At 62.5% G+C, this 18,144-nt stretch carries 13 protein-coding genes; all 13 read right to left on the bottom strand.

The genetic code is table 11. From position 1 onward, the window contains the following. Nucleotide 1 precedes the first annotated feature (1 nt). Nucleotides 2-2,779 carry a hybrid sensor histidine kinase/response regulator gene (locus JKA62_RS08300; protein ID WP_011332258.1) on the bottom strand — a complete coding sequence of 926 codons (2,778 nt, stop codon included), beginning with the start codon at nt 2,777-2,779 and terminating at the stop codon, nt 2-4. A gap of 102 nt (nt 2,780-2,881) precedes the next feature. After that, entirely contained in the window at nt 2,882-4,174 is a 1,293-nt protein-coding gene (gene purD / locus JKA62_RS08305; protein WP_201817300.1) for a phosphoribosylamine--glycine ligase, read from the bottom strand. 153 nt (nt 4,175-4,327) lie between these two features. Further along, nucleotides 4,328-5,935, bottom strand: coding sequence for a bifunctional phosphoribosylaminoimidazolecarboxamide formyltransferase/IMP cyclohydrolase (gene purH / locus JKA62_RS08310; protein WP_039772035.1), 1,608 nt, complete (start codon nt 5,933-5,935; stop codon nt 4,328-4,330). An 82-nt stretch (nt 5,936-6,017) separates the two neighbouring features. Next, complete coding sequence (gene fis, locus JKA62_RS08315) at nt 6,018-6,338, bottom strand: DNA-binding transcriptional regulator Fis (protein WP_002555375.1); 321 nt, start codon at nt 6,336-6,338, stop codon at nt 6,018-6,020. After that, nucleotides 6,335-7,345, bottom strand: coding sequence for a tRNA dihydrouridine synthase DusB (gene dusB / locus JKA62_RS08320; RefSeq protein WP_011332261.1), 1,011 nt, complete (start codon nt 7,343-7,345; stop codon nt 6,335-6,337). Before dusB ends, fis begins: the two co-directional genes overlap by 4 nt. 185 nt (nt 7,346-7,530) lie before the next feature. Continuing rightward, the gene (locus JKA62_RS08325) at nt 7,531-8,799 is read right to left on the bottom strand and encodes a DUF3426 domain-containing protein (protein ID WP_201817302.1); all 1,269 of its coding nucleotides are present in this window, start codon (nt 8,797-8,799) and stop codon (nt 7,531-7,533) included. Between the two features lie 30 nt (nt 8,800-8,829). Further along, nucleotides 8,830-9,708 (bottom strand): 50S ribosomal protein L11 methyltransferase, encoded by an 879-nt coding sequence (gene prmA, locus JKA62_RS08330; protein WP_201817304.1) that lies wholly within the window; start codon nt 9,706-9,708, stop codon nt 8,830-8,832. A gap of 166 nt (nt 9,709-9,874) precedes the next feature. Further along, nucleotides 9,875-11,233, bottom strand: coding sequence for an acetyl-CoA carboxylase biotin carboxylase subunit (accC, locus tag JKA62_RS08335; protein WP_064593229.1), 1,359 nt, complete (start codon nt 11,231-11,233; stop codon nt 9,875-9,877). 17 nt (nt 11,234-11,250) lie between these two features. Beyond that, on the bottom strand, nt 11,251-11,718 hold the full coding sequence (gene accB / locus JKA62_RS08340) for an acetyl-CoA carboxylase biotin carboxyl carrier protein (protein WP_007951023.1): 468 nt from the start codon (nt 11,716-11,718) through the stop codon (nt 11,251-11,253). A 24-nt stretch (nt 11,719-11,742) separates the two neighbouring features. Continuing rightward, nucleotides 11,743-12,198, bottom strand: coding sequence for a type II 3-dehydroquinate dehydratase (aroQ, locus tag JKA62_RS08345; protein ID WP_011332265.1), 456 nt, complete (start codon nt 12,196-12,198; stop codon nt 11,743-11,745). 132 nt (nt 12,199-12,330) lie between these two features. After that, a complete protein-coding gene (locus JKA62_RS08350; RefSeq protein WP_201817306.1) occupies nt 12,331-14,088 on the bottom strand; it encodes a protein-disulfide reductase DsbD in 1,758 nt (585 codons plus the stop codon). Between the two features lie 58 nt (nt 14,089-14,146). After that, nucleotides 14,147-16,093 carry a methyl-accepting chemotaxis protein gene (locus tag JKA62_RS08355; protein ID WP_201817309.1) on the bottom strand — a complete coding sequence of 649 codons (1,947 nt, stop codon included), beginning with the start codon at nt 16,091-16,093 and terminating at the stop codon, nt 14,147-14,149. A 50-nt stretch (nt 16,094-16,143) separates the two neighbouring features. Next, entirely contained in the window at nt 16,144-17,814 is a 1,671-nt protein-coding gene (gene gcbA, locus JKA62_RS08360) for a diguanylate cyclase GcbA (protein ID WP_064379216.1), read from the bottom strand. Between the last annotated feature and the right edge of the window lie 330 nt (nt 17,815-18,144).

Raw genomic sequence — 18,144 nt, forward strand, 5'->3', positions numbered from 1 at the left:
CTCACGACGGTTGCGTCGTCGCTCGGTTCTGCTGATCACGCTGGGCCACCCAGTGCTCGATCAGCTCGCGCAGTTGCGACAGCTCCACCGGTTTGGCCATGTGCCCGTCCATCCCGGCCTGGCGCGCGCGTTCCTTGTGCTCGGCGAGGATGTGCGCGGTCAGCGCCACGATCGGCGTGCGGATGCGCTGGTTGCCGACTTCCCAGGCCCGCAGTTGCTGGGTGGCGGAGAAGCCGTCGAGGATCGGCATTTCGCAGTCCATCAACACCAGGTCGTAGCGCTGGGCTTTCATCGCCTGCAAGGCTTCTTCGCCATTGCTGGCGGTGTCGGGCTGCAGGTTGAGTTTGCCGAGCATGCCCCGGATCACCTTGGTCGAAATGGTGTTGTCTTCGGCCACCAGAATACGGAAATCACTCGGCACCTTGACCGGCGCGGCGGGGCTCGCAACCTGTGGCTGGAACACCACCTGGCCACGATTGCGCTGGTTCAGTTCATCGGCGAGCGTGGTCTTGAGGGTGTAGCCGGCCACCGGTTTGGCCAGGATGCGCTTGATCCCTGAGTTGCGCGCGATGATCTTGCTCGGCGCATTGCTGATGCCGGTGAGCATGATCAGCAGGATGTCGTGGTTCAGGCTCGGGTCTTCCTTGATCTTGGCCGCCAGTTGCATGCCGGTCATGCCGGGCATGTTCTGGTCCAGCAGGACCACGTCGAAGTAATCACGCAAATGCGCTTTGGTGCGCAGCAGGGCCAGCGCTTCCTTGCCCGACGGCACGGCGCTGACGTTCAGGCCCCAGGCGCTGCATTGCTGCACCAGCACCTTGCGGCAGGTGTCGTTGTCGTCCACCACCAGCACGCGCGCGCCTTGCAGCGGGCTGTCGAGATCCGAGGTCGGATGCTCCAGGCGATCTGGGTCCAGCGGCAGAGTCAGCCACAGCGTGCTGCCCTGGCTGGCGCCGCTCTTGATGCCGAACTCGCCCTGCATCAGGCGGATCAATTGGCGGGCGATCACCAGACCGAGGTTGCCGCCCAGGCGGTTGGCCGACAGGAAGTGCTTGCTGTGCAACTCGGCGTGCATCAGCGCGTCGCGCTCTTCCTGATCCATCGGCTGGCCGCTGTCCTGCACGGCAATGCGCAGGCGTGGGCCGGCGCTGCGTTCGTCGAGGGCGACCACCACCAGCACTTCGCCTTCTTCGGTTTTCTTCAGGGCGTTTTCCAGCAGGCTCAGCAGCGTCTGACGCAGGCGCGTCGGGTCGCCACTGATGACCCGTGGCACTTGCGGCTGGATGAAACTGATGAGCTCGACGTTCTGCTGTTCGGCCTTGGCGCGGTAGATGCTCAGGCAATCGTCGATCAGCGCGTTGAGATCGAACTGTACATCGTCGAGTTCGATCTGCCCGGACTCGAGCCGCGAGATGTCGAGTATCTCGTTGATCAGGGTCAGCAGTTCGTTGCCGGCGCTGTGGATGGTCTGCACGTAGTCGCGTTGTTTGACCGACAGTGGCGTGCCGAGCAGCAGTTCGGTCATGCCCAGTACGCCGTTCATCGGCGTGCGGATTTCGTGGCTGATCTTGGCCAGGAACTCGGCCTTGGCGTTGATTTCGGCGTTGCTCGCTGCGAGGTCGCGGCTGATGCTGAAACGGCTTTCGGTGATGCTGCGTTGACGCTCGCCGAGGGCGATGCTCATCAACAGGCCGCTGATGCAGATGAAACCCATCAGGGTCATGATCAGGCCCTGCGGCGCCACCAGGGTCAGCCCCAGCAAGGCCGGGAGGATGATCAGCGTGCCGATGTTGAACACCACCATTGCGGCAACGAACAGCCGGGCAGGGCGGTAGCCTTTCTGCCAGTGGTAGAAACCCACCAGCAGCATGCTCAGGCCGGCCAGGGCCACCAGCGCGTAGGTGATGATGTTCAGCGGCAGGGTGTTGACGAACAACAGCAACAGGCTGCAGATCACGATGAACAGGATGTCGCCGATCAGCAGCTTGTTCAGCGGATGCGGGCCGAGCGGGGCGAAGAAACGGTAGGCGAACATCAGGCCGGCGGGCGCGGTCAGCAGCAGGGCCAGATAGGCGCCGGGAGTCTGGATCGCGTGCCAGTTCGGCAACCACGGGCCGGCGAGGTTGAGCAACAGCAACAGGCTCAGGCTCAACAGACCTTCACACACCGCGAGCCACAGGCTGCTGCGCGAGCGGGTGTAGGCATAGCGGATCAGGTTGTGCAGGATCAACATCGCCAGACAGCCGAACAGCAGGCCGTAGATCAGCGTCTGGTTGTGATTGGCCGCGGCCATCACCGCCGCTTGCAGGGTGATGTACGGGCGCAGCTGGTGGTCTGAGACCAGTCGCAGGTAGACATCGAGGGGCTTGTCACTCTGGGGCAACGGCAGCATGAAATCGCTGCTGGGCAGCGGTCGCTCCGCCTGGGGCTGAGCGGTGCCGGTGTCGCGTTGTTCGATCAGTCGATCACCGTCGAGTACATACAGATTGAGGTGCGACAGGTCGGGGGCGAAGATCCGCAGCACTTGTTCGTGCTTGCCGGGCGCCAGTCTGAAACGCAGCCACAAGGCGCCATCGGGTTCGGCCGCGGTCAGGCGGTCAAGCTCGATGGGGCTGAATTGATTGGTGTAGCGGGCGGAGCGGATGTCGCTCAGCTGGAGGTTGCCCTGATCGTCAAGCAATACCGACCAGCCACTGCCTTGCGCGGCCTGGGCCGGGAGCATGCAGAGCAAGGTCAACAGCGTAACGGTGAAGCCTATGGCAATCCTGAGCCAGCGCACGGCGAAATCCCTTCGTAGGTTGATGCCAGAATATAACGATGCGCAGCGTCGGAACAGTCCGGCAGGGGCGATGGGCCCCTGCCGGAAACACAGCGTAGCTTATTACTGAGACTCACCGCGTTCACGGGCAATGGCGCGGTAGCCAATGTCGGTGCGGTAGAAGCAGCCTTCCCAGTCGATGGCCTTGGCCAGTTTGTAGGCCTGCTCCTGGGCGGCGCCGACGCTGGCGCCCATGGCGGTGGCGCAAAGCACCCGACCACCGGCCGTCACGACGTTGCCGTCCTTGAGCGCAGTACCGGCGTGGAAGACCTTGCCTTCCAGTGCGGCGGCTGCGTCCAGACCGTTGATCGGCGCGCCCTTGGCATAGTCGCCCGGGTAACCGCCGGCGGCCAGCACGATGCCGACGCTCGGGCGTGGATCCCACTGCGCTTCAACCTTGTCCAGCGCCTGAGCCAGCGCGGCTTCGACCAGCAGTACCAGGCTTGATTGCAGACGCAGCATCACTGGTTGGGTTTCCGGGTCGCCGAAGCGGCAGTTGAACTCGATGACCTTCGGATTGCCGGCCTTGTCGATCATCAGACCGGCGTACAGGAAACCGGTGTAGACATTGCCTTCGTCGGCCATGCCGCGCACGGTCGGCCAGATCACCTGGTCCATCACGCGCTGGTGCACCTCGGCGGTGACCACCGGTGCAGGGGAGTAAGCACCCATGCCGCCGGTGTTCGGGCCGCTGTCGCCGTCGCCGACGCGTTTGTGGTCCTGGCTGGTGGCCATCGGCAGGACGTTCTTGCCGTCGACCATGACGATGAAGCTGGCTTCTTCGCCGTCGAGGAATTCTTCGATGACAACGCGTGAACCGGCGTCGCCAAAGGCATTGCCGGCGAGCATGTCGCGCACGGCGTCTTCGGCTTCGGCCAGGGTCATGGCAACAATCACGCCTTTACCGGCGGCCAGGCCGTCGGCCTTGATCACGATCGGTGCGCCTTTTTCACGCAGATAAGCCAGGGCCGGCTCGATCTCGGTGAAGTTCTGGTAGTCGGCGGTCGGGATCTTGTGGCGTGCCAGGAAATCCTTGGTGAAGGCTTTCGAGCCTTCCAGCTGCGCGGCGCCAGCGGTCGGACCGAAGCAGTCCAGGCCACGGGAGCGGAACAGGTCGACGACGCCGGCCACCAATGGCACTTCCGGACCGACGATGGTCAGGGAAACGTTTTTCTCGGCGAAGTCAGCGAGCTGCTCGAGGGCCAGCACATCGATGGCGACGTTCTCGCACTTGGCTTCAATCGCGGTGCCGGCGTTACCCGGTGCGACGAAAACTTTCTGCACACGCGGATCTTGAGCCACTTTCCAGGCCAGGGCGTGTTCGCGGCCACCGCTGCCAATGATCAAAACATTCATTTCAAAAACCTCGGATGACGCTAATTCTGTTGAGCGCCGTTGGGGCGCTTTTCTGTGGGAGCTGGCTTGCCAGCGAAGGCATAACTGCGGTCTATCTGAAGAACCGAGGTGTCTGCATCGCGGGCAAGCCCGCTCCCACAGGGAATCGGTTTATCAGTGACGGAAGTGGCGCATGCCGGTGAATACCATCGCGATACCGGCTTCGTCGGCAGCAGCAATCACTTCAGCATCACGCATCGAGCCACCCGGCTGGATCACCGCCGTGATACCGACCTTGGCCGCATTGTCCAGGCCGTCGCGGAACGGGAAGAACGCATCGGATGCCATCACCGAACCGGCCACTTGTAGACCGGCGTGCTCAGCCTTGATCGCGGCGATACGCGCCGAGTTCACGCGGCTCATCTGGCCGGCGCCGACACCGATGGTCTGGCGGTTCTTGGCGTAGACGATGGCGTTGGATTTGACGAACTTGGCCACTTTCCAGGCGAAGATCAGGTCGTGGACTTCCTGCTCGGTCGGTGCGCGCTTGGTCACCACTTTCAGGTCGTCGGCACCGATCATGCCGATGTCGCGGCTCTGTACCAGCAGACCGCCGTTGACGCGCTTGTAGTCCCAGGCCGGAACTCGATCCGCCGACCACTCGCCGCAGGCCAGCAGGCGCACGTTGGCCTTGGCGGCGACAATGGCGCGGGCTTCTTCGCTGACACTTGGGGCGATGATCACTTCAACGAACTGACGCTCGACGATCGCCTTGGCGGTCTCGGCATCCAGTTCACGGTTGAAGGCGATGATGCCGCCGAACGCGGATTCGGTGTCGGTGGCGTAGGCCAGTTCGTAGGCCTGACGGATGCCGCCTTCGGCGTCCGGGCTCACGGCCACGCCGCACGGGTTGGCGTGCTTGACGATCACGCAGGCCGGTTTGACGAAGCTCTTCACGCATTCCAGCGCGGCGTCGGTGTCGGCCACGTTGTTGTACGACAGTTCCTTGCCTTGCAACTGGGTGGCGGTGGCGATGCCGACTTCGGCAGGCTTGGCCTCAACGTAGAACGCCGCGCTCTGGTGCGGGTTCTCGCCGTAGCGCATTTCCTGGGCCTTGATGAACTGGCTGTTGAAGGTGCGCGGGAATTCGCTGCGACCTTCGGTGCTGAGGGTTTCGGCGGCCTGGTTCACGGTGCCCATGTAGTTGGCGATCATGCCGTCGTAGGCGGCAGTGTGTTCGAACGCCTTGAGCATCAGGTCGAAACGCTGAGCGTAGGTCAGGCCGCCGGCCTTGAGGTTTTCCAGAACATTGGCGTAGTCGCTGGCATTCACCACGATGGCCACGTCTTTGTGGTTTTTCGCCGCCGAACGGACCATGGTCGGGCCGCCGATGTCGATGTTCTCGATGGCGGTCGGCAGGTCGCAGCCTGGCTTGCTGATGGTGGCTTCGAACGGGTACAGGTTGACGGCTACCAGATCGATCGGCTTGATGCCGTGCTCGTTCATGATGGCGTCGTCGATACCGCGACGACCGAGGATCCCGCCGTGGATTTTCGGGTGCAGGGTTTTCACCCGACCGTCCATCATCTCTGCGAAACCGGTGTAATCCGCGACTTCCACTGCGGCCACGCCGTTGTCCTGCAGCAGTTTGAAGGTCCCGCCGGTGGAAAGGATTTCCACGCCCAGGGCTTCCAGCTCCCTGGCGAATTCGAGGATCCCGGTCTTGTCGGAAACACTGATCAAGGCGCGGCGGATCGGCAGGCGGGTAGTCTGGTCGGTCATCTCAATTTCCATCAAAAGCAAGGGAAGTCAGCAAAAAAGGCGACCGGTTTTACGCGGGCGCCTTTCTGGTTTGATTGAATGCTTACAGCAGATCGTACTGCTTGAGTTTCTTGCGCAGCGTGCCGCGGTTCAGTCCGAGCAGCTCGCTGGCCTTGGTCTGGTTGCCCTTGACGTAGTTCATCACGCTTTCGAGCAGGGGAGCCTCGACTTCGGAGAGCACCAGGTTGTACACGTCCGTGACGGACGCGCCCTCAAGGTGGGCGAAATAATTGTGCAGCGCCTTCTCGACACTCCCGCGAAGGGTCTGGCCTTCTTCGCTCGGGGTATTGAGGTGCTGTTTCAAATTCACGTTGTCGCTCACGGGTGTTGTTCCACTCACTAAAGTCTCGGTCATCATCGTCATGCGGCCACCCCTTCTCCGTCCCCTGTCAGGCTCTTGTAACGTTCGGCGAAGAACTCCCGAACGTTGGCGCATTGTGTTTCCGTACCATCCAAACGATTGAAGTGGGCGCGAAATTCCCTGGCGCCCGGCAAGGTTGCGAGATACCAGCCCACATGCTTGCGGGCAATTCGCACACCCATCACGTCCCCATAGAAGGCGTGAAGGGCGGCCAGATGCTCAAGCAGAATGCGTTCCACCTCGATCAGCTCCGGCGCCGGCAGTTTTTCGCCGGTACGCAGGAAGTGTTCGATCTCGCGAAAAATCCATGGCCGCCCCTGGGCAGCCCGGCCGATCAACAGGCCATCGGCACCGGTCGCGTCGAGCACGTAGCGGGCCTTTTCCGGCGATACGATGTCGCCGTTGGCAAAGACCGGAATCGACACCGCCTGCTTGATCGCGGCGATGGTGTCGTACTCGGCTTCACCGGTGTACAGGTCGGCGCGGGTGCGGCCATGCACCGCCAGCGCCGTGATCCCGGCCTGCTCGGCGATCTTCGCCACGGTCAGGCCGTTCTTGTTGTCGCGATCCCATCCGGTGCGGATCTTCAGGGTCACCGGCACATCAACCGCCGCCACAACGGCGTTCAGGATCTCGGTAACCAGTGCCTCATCCTTCAACAACGCGGAGCCGGCGGCCTTGTTGCAGACCTTCTTCGCCGGGCAACCCATGTTGATATCAATAATCTGTGCGCCCAGTTCGACGTTCGCCCGGGCCGCATCCGCCAGCATCTGCGCATCGCCACCGGCGATCTGCACCGAGCGCGGCTCGGGATCGCCTTCGTGGATCATGCGCATGCGCGACTTGCGGGTGTTCCACAGGCTCATGTCACTGGTGACCATTTCCGAGACTACAAGCCCTGCGCCCAGACGCTTGCACAACTGACGAAAGGGCTGGTCGGTGACACCCGCCATCGGGGCGAGGATCAAGCCGTTCTGCAATGTATATGGGCCGATGCGTACCGCCGACATAGGACTTCCCTGAAGTGGGGCCGGATCATGAGAGTTCGAAAAAGGGTTGGCATGATACCCGCTCTCGATGACTGGATAAAGGCTGAATTGAACAAAATCTGAACAGTTATTCTGTTATTACCGCCGGTTTGGTCGTGCGCTGCGCAGTCAGAAAACTGCCGTCAATCCGGGAGCGATGAAGCGTTTCACTCGGGCGAGTGGAAACTCAGGCTGTAGTTCACGGCTTTCGGGCCTGGATCGAGGATGTCCAGGGCGATGTGGATCGGCGTCTGCGGCGGCATTTCCGCCATGCCTTCGAGGTCGCCGTTGAGGTATTCGCCGGGTTTGAAGCGACGACTGGCGATCAGGTGGCCGTTGAGGTCGGCGAAGCGCAACTCCAGCAGCGGAAACGGCTGCGAGAACGGCGCGCGGTTATAAATGATCGCGTCCACCACCAGCGCACCGCTGAATTCCGGGTGGCTGCGCACCACCAGATTGCTGCTCTTGATCTTGGCGATATCCACCTTGGACGGCACCGTGCAGCCGACTTGCGGGCACAGTTGCTGGAACCATGGCCGGTATTGATCCTGGCGGGCCAGTTCATCGAAGTGATAGGCGATGTATTGTCCACCCAGACCGGCAGCGGCGAGTACGATCAGCAACAGCCAGAGCAGGCGACGGCCCCAGGGCGAGCGGCGTTTCTGCCAGTCCAGTTGCAGCGGATCGTCGGTCAGATCCTGCAAGGCTTCGGCGCGAACGCTGGATTCGACGCGTTCGCGTTTTTTGCGTGCAGGTTCGATCAGTGGCAGTTCGTCGTCGACGTCGTCGCTGGCCGACAGGCGTTCGCGACGGGCATTCGGGTCGATCGGATCGTGCAGGCGCAGTTGCGGGATCGGCGGTTCGTCGTCGAGATCCACCGGTTCCAGCGACAGCGAGGGTTCGGTGCGCTCTGATCGAATCGGCTCGGGCTCGATGGCTTCGGGTTCTTCTTCGACTTCGGGTGCGCGCTCATCCGCCGGCTCGCTGAACAGGCTGTCCGGCCATTTCGTGTCTTCCGGTTCGTGGCTGTCACGGCGAGCGCTCAGGGCGTCTTCGCGCGGGCGGCCGAACTCGGTGGTCGGCTGGATTTCCCGTTGTTCGAGGCGGGCCAGTTCTTCGTCCAGATCCAGACTGTCCAGATCCAGCTCGGCGGCGCTCCATTGCTTCTGGCTGACGGCGCGCGGTTCGGGCGTTTCGACGATGGCCGGTGGCTCGGCAGGCGCAGGCTCGCTGATCGGCGGTGGCTCGCTGATTAACGGCGCCACCGGCGTGACAGCTTCCTTGCCAGCGTGTTGCTCCAGCAATTGCTTGGCGGCATTGAACACTTGCAGACAGGAGCCGCAACGAACCACCCCGCGGGCCACGCTCAACTGAGCGTGGCTGACACGGAAACTGGTTTGGCAATGCGGGCACTGGGTGACGAAGCTGTCGGTCATGCGGCGATCCGGATTGAGCAGGCGGTCATTCTAGCGCCGACGGCCGGTGATGCGCACCCAGCCATCACGATTGGCGATCGGGTCGAGATCGAAGTCCTGCGCGTAGGCAGCGGCGACTTCGTCACCTTGTTCGGCGAGGATCCCGGACAGTGCCAGACGCCCGCCGGACTTGACCAGGCCGGACAGTTGCGGCGCCAGGGAAACCAGCGGGCCGGCCAGAATGTTGGCGACCAGTACGTCGGCTTTGACCTGCGGCAGTTCTTCCGGCAGGTACAGCGGGAACAGTTCGTCAGCGATATTGTTGCGCCCGGCGTTGTCGCGGGACGCTTCCAGCGCCTGCACATCGATGTCGGTGCCCACGGCTTCTTTCGCGCCGAGCAGCAGGGCGGCAATCGCCAGAATCCCCGAGCCGCAGCCAAAGTCCAGCACGTTGCAGTCTTTCAGGTCCTGGCCGTCCAGCCATTCCAGGCACAGGGCGGTGGTCGGGTGGGTGCCGGTGCCGAACGCCAGGCCCGGGTCCAGCAGCAGGTTGACCGCGTCCGGCTCCGGGGCGGCGTGCCAGCTCGGCACGATCCACAGACGCTGGCCGAAACGCATCGGCTGGAAACCATCCATCCAGCTGCGTTCCCAGTCCTGGTCTTCGATTACTTCGCTGTGGTGCTCGGGCAGTGGGCTGCCGGTCAGCAGTTCCAGATGGGCCAGTACCGGGGCGGCTTCGGTGCCGCCCTCGAACAGGGCCAGCAGGTGGGTGTGCGCCCACAGCGGGGTGGTATTGAGTTCCGGTTCGAAGATCGGCTGATCTTCGGCGTCCATGAAGGTCACCGAAACGGCGCCCACTTCAAGAAAAGCGTCTTCGTAGGTTTCGGCTTGTTCTGGGCTGATGGCGAGACGGACTTGCAGCCAAGGCATGGCGGGCACCTGTGAAAAAGATTGATTGCAGCCTAGCGGCCTGCGAGAAGCGCGCAAGTTTACGCGAGCGCGACGGTTTTGTGGGAGCGGGGAATGTGTGAGCAGATGAAACCTTCGGAAACAACAAAGCCGCCCGAAGGCGGCCTTGTCAGGTGCGGGCTGAAGCTTAGTGCTTCTCGCCAGCCAGCTTGTGCTCGAGGTAGTGAATGTTCACGCCCCCTTTGCAAAAGCCTTCGTCGCGGGTCAGATCACGGTGCAGCGGGATGTTGGTCTTGATCCCGTCGACCACGATTTCGTCCAGGGCATTGCGCATGCGGGCCATGGCTTCGTCGCGGGTCGCGCCGTAAGTGATCAGCTTGCCGATCAGCGAGTCGTAGTTCGGCGGAACGGCATAACCGCTGTACAGGTGCGAATCGACGCGAACGCCGTTGCCGCCTGGTGCGTGGAAATGCTTGACCGTGCCCGGGCTCGGCATGAAGGTTTTCGGGTCTTCGGCGTTGATCCGGCATTCCAGCGAGTGACCGCGGATCACCACATCATCCTGGGTATACGACAGCTTGTTGCCAGCGGCGATGCTGAGCATCTCCTTGACGATGTCGATACCGGTGACCATTTCCGAAACCGGGTGCTCCACCTGAACACGGGTGTTCATTTCGATGAAGTAGAAACGGCCGTTCTCGTACAGGAACTCGAAGGTGCCGGCGCCACGGTAGCCGATGTCGATGCACGCCTTGACGCAGCGAGCCAGGACTTCCTTGCGCGCGTTCTCGTCGATGCCCGGTGCCGGCGCTTCTTCGAGAACCTTCTGGTGACGGCGTTGCAGCGAGCAATCGCGGTCGCCCAGATGGATGGCGTTGCCCTGGCCGTCGGACAGAACCTGCACTTCGACGTGACGCGGGTTGGTCAGGAATTTTTCCAGATAGACCATCGGGTTGCCGAACGCCGCGCCAGCTTCGGAGCGGGTCAGTTTCGCCGAGGCGATCAGGTCTTCTTCCTTGTGCACCACGCGCATGCCGCGACCACCACCGCCGCCGGCGGCCTTGATGATCACCGGATAGCCGACTTCACGACCGATGCGCAGTGCCGTTTCCTCGTCTTCCGGCAGCGGGCCGTCGGAACCTGGAACGGTTGGCACGCCCGCTTCGATCATCGCGTGCTTGGCCGATACCTTGTCGCCCATCAGGCGAATGGTTTCGGCTTTCGGGCCGATGAAAGCGAAGCCGGAGTTCTCGACCTGCTCGGCGAAATCAGCGTTTTCCGCGAGGAAGCCGTAGCCTGGGTGAATGGCGGTAGCGCCAGTCACTTCGGCGGCAGCGATGATAGCCGGGATGTGCAGGTAGGACTGAGCGGCGGACGCCGGGCCGATGCAGACGGATTCGTCTGCCAGACCCAGGTGCATCAGCTCTTTGTCGGCCTTGGAGTAAACGGCGACGGTCTTGATGCCCATCTCTTTGCAGGCACGCAGAATCCGCAGGGCGATCTCACCGCGGTTAGCGATCAGAACTTTTTCCAACTTCGCAGTCATCAAAGGCTCTCCGCAGTTCAAACGATGGTGAACAGCGGTTGGTCGTACTCAACCGGCTGGCCGTCTTCGACGAGGATGGACTCGATCACACCGCTGGTTTCAGCTTCGATGTGGTTCATCATCTTCATGGCTTCGACGATGCACAGGGTGTCGCCTTTCTTCACGGTCTGGCCGACTTCAACGAAGGACGGCGAGGTGGGCGAAGATTTGCGATAGAAGGTGCCGACCATCGGCGAACGGGCAACGGTGCCGTTCAGCGCTGGAGCAGCAGCGGCAGCCGGAGCAGCTGCAGCAGCAACCGGAGCGGCAGCGGCGGCAGGTGCAGCGGCCGGAGCCTGCATCGGAGCCGGAGCGTAGTACTGCTGCGCCGGGGTCTTGCTGTGACGGCTGATGCGTACGGACTCTTCGCCTTCCTTGATCTCGAGCTCGTCGATGCCGGACTCTTCCAGCAATTCGATCAGTTTCTTAACTTTACGGATATCCATGAATCATCAACTCCCAAGGGTCGGTCAGGGGCGTTTAGCTTGGTGTTCAAGCTGCTCTAGTGCAGCCTCCAGGGCCAGTCGGTAACCGCTGGCGCCAAGGCCGCAGATCACTCCTACCGCTACATCGGAGAAGTAAGAGTGATGGCGGAAAGGTTCGCGTTTGTGCACGTTGGACAAATGCACTTCGATGAATGGGATGCTCACTCCCAGCAGCGCGTCACGTAATGCGACACTTGTGTGTGTAAATGCTGCCGGGTTGATCAGAATGAAGTCCACGCCCTCGCCGCGTGCGGCGTGGATGCGATCGATCAATTCGTACTCGGCATTGCTTTGCAGATACAGCAGATGATGGCCGGCTTCACGGGCGCGGCGTTCCAGATCCTGATTGATCTGCGCCAGGGTGGTCGACCCGTAGGTCCCGGGTTCCCGGGTGCCGAGCAGGTTCAGGTTGGGGCCGTGCAGCACCAGTAGCGTTGCCATCTGCGTGTTCCTTGTTATGGGTGAGCCTTCGTCAGAACCCGGCGACTATGCCGCAAAGACTTTGTGACTGTCCAGTTCTCTGCAATAGCCAGCACGATGTCCGATGTTTGCGCAAAATATGTGACTGACTGATTAAATCCGGTCATTCGCTTTGGCAACGCGTTCGGCGAAGTCGCCGGCGTTGATCTCGCCGATCACCCGAACATCGCGACGTTCCACCCCGTCCTTGCCGAAGAACATCAGCGCCGGTGGGCCGAACAGGCTGTAGCGGTCGAGCAGGGTGCGCTGTTCGGCATTGCTGGCGGTGATGTCGAAGCGGATCAGCCGGTAACCCTTGAGCCGATCGACGACCGTGGCGTCATTGAGCACTTCGTGTTCGATGACTTTGCAGCTGATGCACCAGTCGGCATACCAGTCGAGCAGCAGTGGGGTGCCGGCGGTTTTCGCCTCGAGCAGCACCCGATCCAGTTCCGCCGGGGTGCTGACGGTCTGCCACGAACCGCTGTTCTGCGCGGTCGAGCCACTGTCGGCAAGGCGTGTCGGGGCTATCGGGTTCAACGGGTCGGTCTGCCCGCTGAACGCGCCGTACCAGCAGGCCAGCGCGTAAAACAGCAGGAACATGCCGAGCAACTGGCCGAGGCGTTTGCGCGGCGGTTTGTAGACGAATTCCAGAGCGCCGAGGAACAGGCCGACACCGCCGGCCAACAAGCCGATCAGCAGCAACGTGATCTGCCCCGGCAGTACCCGGCTGAGCAGGCCGATCGCCAGACCGAGCAGCAATACGCCGATGCCGTTCTTCACGTACATCATCCACGGCCCGCTTTTCGGCAGCCACGCCGCGCCGCCGGTGGCCACCAGCAACAGCGGCGCGCCCATGCCCAGGCCGAGCATGAACAGCTTCAGGCCACCGCCCAGCGCATCGCCGCTGGCGCTTATATAAAGCAGTGCGCCGGCCAGCGGTGCGGAAACGCACGGCGAGACCAGCAGACTCGACACCACGCCCAACACTGCCGCGCCCCACAGCGAGCCGCCTTCGGTGCGCCCGGCAATCCGGTCGAGTCGGCTGCTGATGAAGTGCGGCAGTTTCAGCTCGAACACGCCGAACATCGCCAGTGCGAACACCGCAAAGAACATCGCGAACGGCACCAGTACCCAAGCCGATTGCAGCCGTGCCTGCAGATTCAGTTGCGCGCCGAACAGCCCCATCAATGCGCCGAGCAGCGCGAAACACGCGGCCATCGGCAGCACATAAGCCAGCGACAGATTGAAGCCGCGCAAACCGCCGACCTGTCCGCGCAACACCACGCCGGACAGGATCGGCAGCATCGGCAATACACAAGGCGTGAAGGTCAGGCCCAGGCCCGCCAGGAAAAACAGCGCCAGATCACGCCAGTCCCAACCCGCCACCGGAGCGGACGCGTCATTTGCCGCCGCGTTGCCCTCGATGCTCAGGCGTTCGGTTTCCGGTGGATAGCACAAACCCTTGTCGGCACAACCCTGATAGGTGACGGCCAGCGTGAACGACCGGGAATCATTGCGCGGCAGTTCTACATCGAGAATGCCGTGGTAGACCTCGACGTCGCCGAAATACTCGTCGTGCTTCTGTTCGCCTTGGGGCAGTTGTGCGGCGCCAAGTTTTACCTCGGCCGGCTCGGCGCGAAACTGGAAACGGTGGCGGTAGAGGTAATAGCCTTCGGTGGCGACGAAGCGCAGTTTGACCGATTGCGGCGTGCTCTCGACCAGGCTCAGTTGAAAGGCTTCGCGCACCGGCAGGAAATCGGCACTGTTGTTGACCGAGCCCAGTGTGGCGCTGGGTTTGCTGTCGAACAGACCGGCGGCGCCGGCCGGCAGGGCGAAGATGAAAAACAGCAGGCAGAGCAGACGGCGCATGACAATCTCGCGAATCAAAGGTGCGGGAATGATAGCGGACTTGGCCCTGCGCTGTGTGTCACACGCGGAACGCCTGCACGGCGGTGTGCAGCTGGCCGCCCAGCAACAGCAGGTTCTCGCCTTGCTCGCGGCCCTGACCGATGCGCAGCAGATTGTCCCCGCCCAATTGGTGAATCCGTTCGCTGTGATCGCGGATCTCGCTGACCGCACCGCTCTGTTGCGCGGTGATGTCGGCGATGCGGATCGCGGTGTCGGAGATGGTCTGGATCGCGCCGACAATCTTGTCCAGTGCCCCGTCCGCCGATTGCGCCTGATTGGCCGTGGCCTCGGCATGTTCGACCTGCGCGCGCATGCCCTCGACCGATTGCCGGGCGGCGGTTTGCAGGCCGGCGATCAGGGTCTGGATTTCGGCGGTGGCGCCGGCGGTGCGTTGTGCCAGCGAGCGCACTTCCTCGGCCACCACGGCAAACCCGCGGCCCATTTCCCCGGCGCGGGCGGCTTCGATCGCCGCGTTGAGCGCCAGCAGGTTGGTCTGGTCGGCAATCGAGCGGATCACCGTCAGCACGCCGCCGATGGTTGCCGACTCTTCGGCCAGGTGTTCGATCATCTGAGCATTGCCTTGCACTTCGCCGACCAACGCGTGCAGACCGGTGAGGCTCTGGCCGATCACTTGTTGCCCGTGTTCGACGGCCAGCCCGGCATGGCGGCTGGCGTCGGCGGCCTGCCGTGCATCGCCGGCCACCTGCTGGATGGTCGCTTCCAGTTCGCCGAGGGAATCACGGATCAGCGCGGTATCGCCGGCCTGATGTTCGGCACCGCTGTGCAAGTCATTGCTCAGCTCGGCGAGGGTGCGACTGCTGCCGGCCACTTGCTCGGCATTGCCGCGAATGGTCCCGACCAGGTCCACCAGATAGGCGCGCAGGCGATTGAGCGAGGCTTCGATGTCGTGCAGTTCGCGGTTGGTCTTGCCCAGATGAATGTCGCGGCTGAAGTCGCCTTCGGCCCAGGTCGACAGCGCCGGCGCGAGGTTGGTCAGGGTGCGGGCCAGGCGCCGCTGCAGGGTGTCGATCAGCAGCGCGATCAGCAGAATCAGACCGATCATCACGCCTTGCATCAGGCGGACTTCACCCTGGATTTGCCCGTGCTGGGCGCGCACCACCGGTTCGAGGCCGGCGATGGCCTGCTGCACGGCGGCTATTTTCTGGTGGGTCGCGGTGCTCAGGTCGGTGCGTTTCTGGATCTGCTCGCGGGTTCGCGCCAGTTCCGCCGGGTATCGACCGAGCAAACTGTTGAGTTCGCGTTTGAGGCCGACCCCGGCATCTTCGGCGGCGGCTTTTGCTGTGCTTTCGATGCCCATCATCGCGGCGAAATCGTCGCTGCCGGATTCACTGCTGGCGACCACGCCGAGCAAGGGCAGGACGTCGATTGTCTGGGCCTGGGCGCGGATGTTGCTGACTTCGCGCTCGACATCGGCGGCCAGTTCACTGCGTCCGCTGCTGACCAGTTTGTCCCGGGCCAGCGACAGTTTGCCCAGATGTTGGGAGGCAATCAGCAGGGGCGTCAGGTAAGTCGCATTGCCGCCGGCGTAGGTGCTGAGTTGATCGAGACTGGCGCTCAATTCGCGCTCGGCCTGCAGCAGCAGGGCCTGCGGATCGCCGGCCAGTTTGCCGGCGGCCAGCAGGTCGGTCTTGCTGAATCCATCGAGGTCGGCGAGGCTCGGGCGCAAGGTGTCGGCCAGCGCGGGCGGCAGCTCACCGAGTTCTTTCTGCAAATCATCGATGGCCTGACTGGCGTTGCTCAGGCGCAGGGCGTCGCCGCTGGCGAGGTAATCCTCGACGTTGCGTGCCACGTCATTCTGAAATCGCTGTGACAGTCCCAGGTAACGCTCCATCAACAGATACGGGCGCTCCAGGGCTTTTTGCGACCACCACAGCGTGGCGCCGAGGGCTACGCAGACGGCGACCAGCAACAGAGTATTGAGATTGGTGAGCAACTTCAGGCGCATGACGGCTACCAACGGCAGAATGGTAAGCGCCTGAATTTATTGCGGTTCTGTTACACGGTTATGACCGTTTGGGTCGAATCCGATGAAAAAGTGGCACTTTGCTTTGAGTCGCGAGCGGTCTGCACCCGATTGCGTCCCTCGCCCTTGGCGCGATACAGCGCCTCGTCGGCCTGGCTGGCCATCATCAGGCTGTCGGAGTCGTCGTGCATCTCCACCACGCCGGCGCTGAAGGTGCACCACAGATCCTGCGGCTGGGCCGGGTAGTGAATCTCGGCAAAGCGCTGACGGATTTCGTCGAGCACTTTGTGCGCCGCTTCTATATCGGTGTCCGGCATGACGATGGCGAATTCTTCGCCGCCGTAACGGCCGATGAAGTCGGTCTTGCGCAGACGCTGCTTGAGGAACAGCGCCAGGCTCTTGATGACCCGATCGCCCATGGGGTGACCGTGGCTGTCATTGACCCGCTTGAAGTGGTCGATGTCGAGCATCGCAAAGCTCAGCGGCTTGTTTTCGCGGCGGGCGCGGAACGAGCAGTCTTCGAGCAATTGCAGAATGTGCGTGTGGTTGTACAGGCCAGTGAGGCTGTCGCGGACCATCCGTGCTTTCAGGTTGCGCGCGCGGGCGGCGCGGTTGCGCACGGTGGTGATCAGGTGGCGCGGCTTGATCGGCTTGGTCAGGAAGTCGTCGCCACCTTCGCTCATGGCGTCGAGCTGCTTGTCCAGGTCGTCTTCGGCCGACAGGTAAATGATCGGCACGCTGACGTAGCGGTCGTTGTGGCGGATGACCTTGGCCAGCTCGGTGCCGGTGCAGGCTGGCATGTACATGTCGAGGATGATCAGGTCTGGCTGGAAGTCCGCCAGCTCGGCCATCGCTTGAATCGGTTCGATCAGGGTGCGGGTGACGATCCCGGCGCTGTTGAGCAGGCGTTCGGTGTGCAGGGCCTGGGCGCGGGAGTCGTCGATGATCAGCACTTTATAGGGTTCGTACTGGGCGACGCAGGTCAGGACTTCGATCTTCTCCAGCAGGCTCGACGCTTCGAGGGTGCCGGTGAGGAATTCCTGGCCACCGGCGCGCACTGCCGCTAGGCGGGTCGGGGTGTCGGTTTCGTGCAGGCTGAAGAACAGCAGCGGCAGTGGTTCTTCCAGACCTTGCTGGGCTTCGGCAGCGAGTTTCAGGCCGACGCCGGCGCCGCTGAAATCCACGTCCATGACGATCGCGGCCGGCAGGCGCTCGACCATCGACGAGCGAAACGCCGACACGCTGTCCAGCGCCTGGGCGCTCAGACCGAAAAACTCCAGCTGCTTGGCCAGCCGCTCGGCGCGGTCGTGATCCTGCAGCATCACGTAGATCGGTTTGCGCAGGGGCGGCAGGAAGGTCTGATCAAGCTGATCGCCATGGCGCAGGCCGGTACGCGACAAGCGCTGCATCAGGCGGTTGAGATCGGTGATCAGGCCGCTGCTCAGGCGTCCGCGATTGGCGTCCACCGCTTCCAGCGACTGGCTGATGTGGCGGGCCAGCTGCGTATGTTCGGGCTGTTCGAAACGCTCGGCAAAACGCAGCAGGCGCAAATTGGCCTCGCTCAGTTCGGCGAGATCGGCAGTGGACCACTCACTGCGTTGCAGGCGCTGCCATATCTCAAGAATCTGACGTGCCTGATGAATTACCCGCTGGGCAAAGTGGTGCTTGAGGCGCTCACGGCTGGGGTCTTCTGGCTCGGTCATATCCTGACTACTAGTTAGGGTGCATGCTGAGATCGACTGGTGGCTCTATGCTAGCACCTCTTTTCCCTTACATGAGTGTCGTACGTCAATAATCTGCGGTACGACATCATTCAGTTTCTGACTGGTGGGTTTCAATTTGAACCTGATCGTCGGGGAAGTCCCCATCTACCGGGCATTTGCCGATCTGCACACCGGTGAATTTGTCGCAGGCCGAGAAAGGTGGGGCGGGGTATTTGTGTTGTCCCGTTGCGGGTATCGGGGGCGGATTGGCGATGGTTCCGGTATCGGGGAATCCCTTAGATTGGTCTGTCCGGACCTTGTGGCGGGTGG

This window comes from Pseudomonas sp. B7 (assembly GCF_016735645.1).
Taxonomy (GTDB): Bacteria; Pseudomonadota; Gammaproteobacteria; order Pseudomonadales; family Pseudomonadaceae; genus Aquipseudomonas; species Aquipseudomonas glycinae.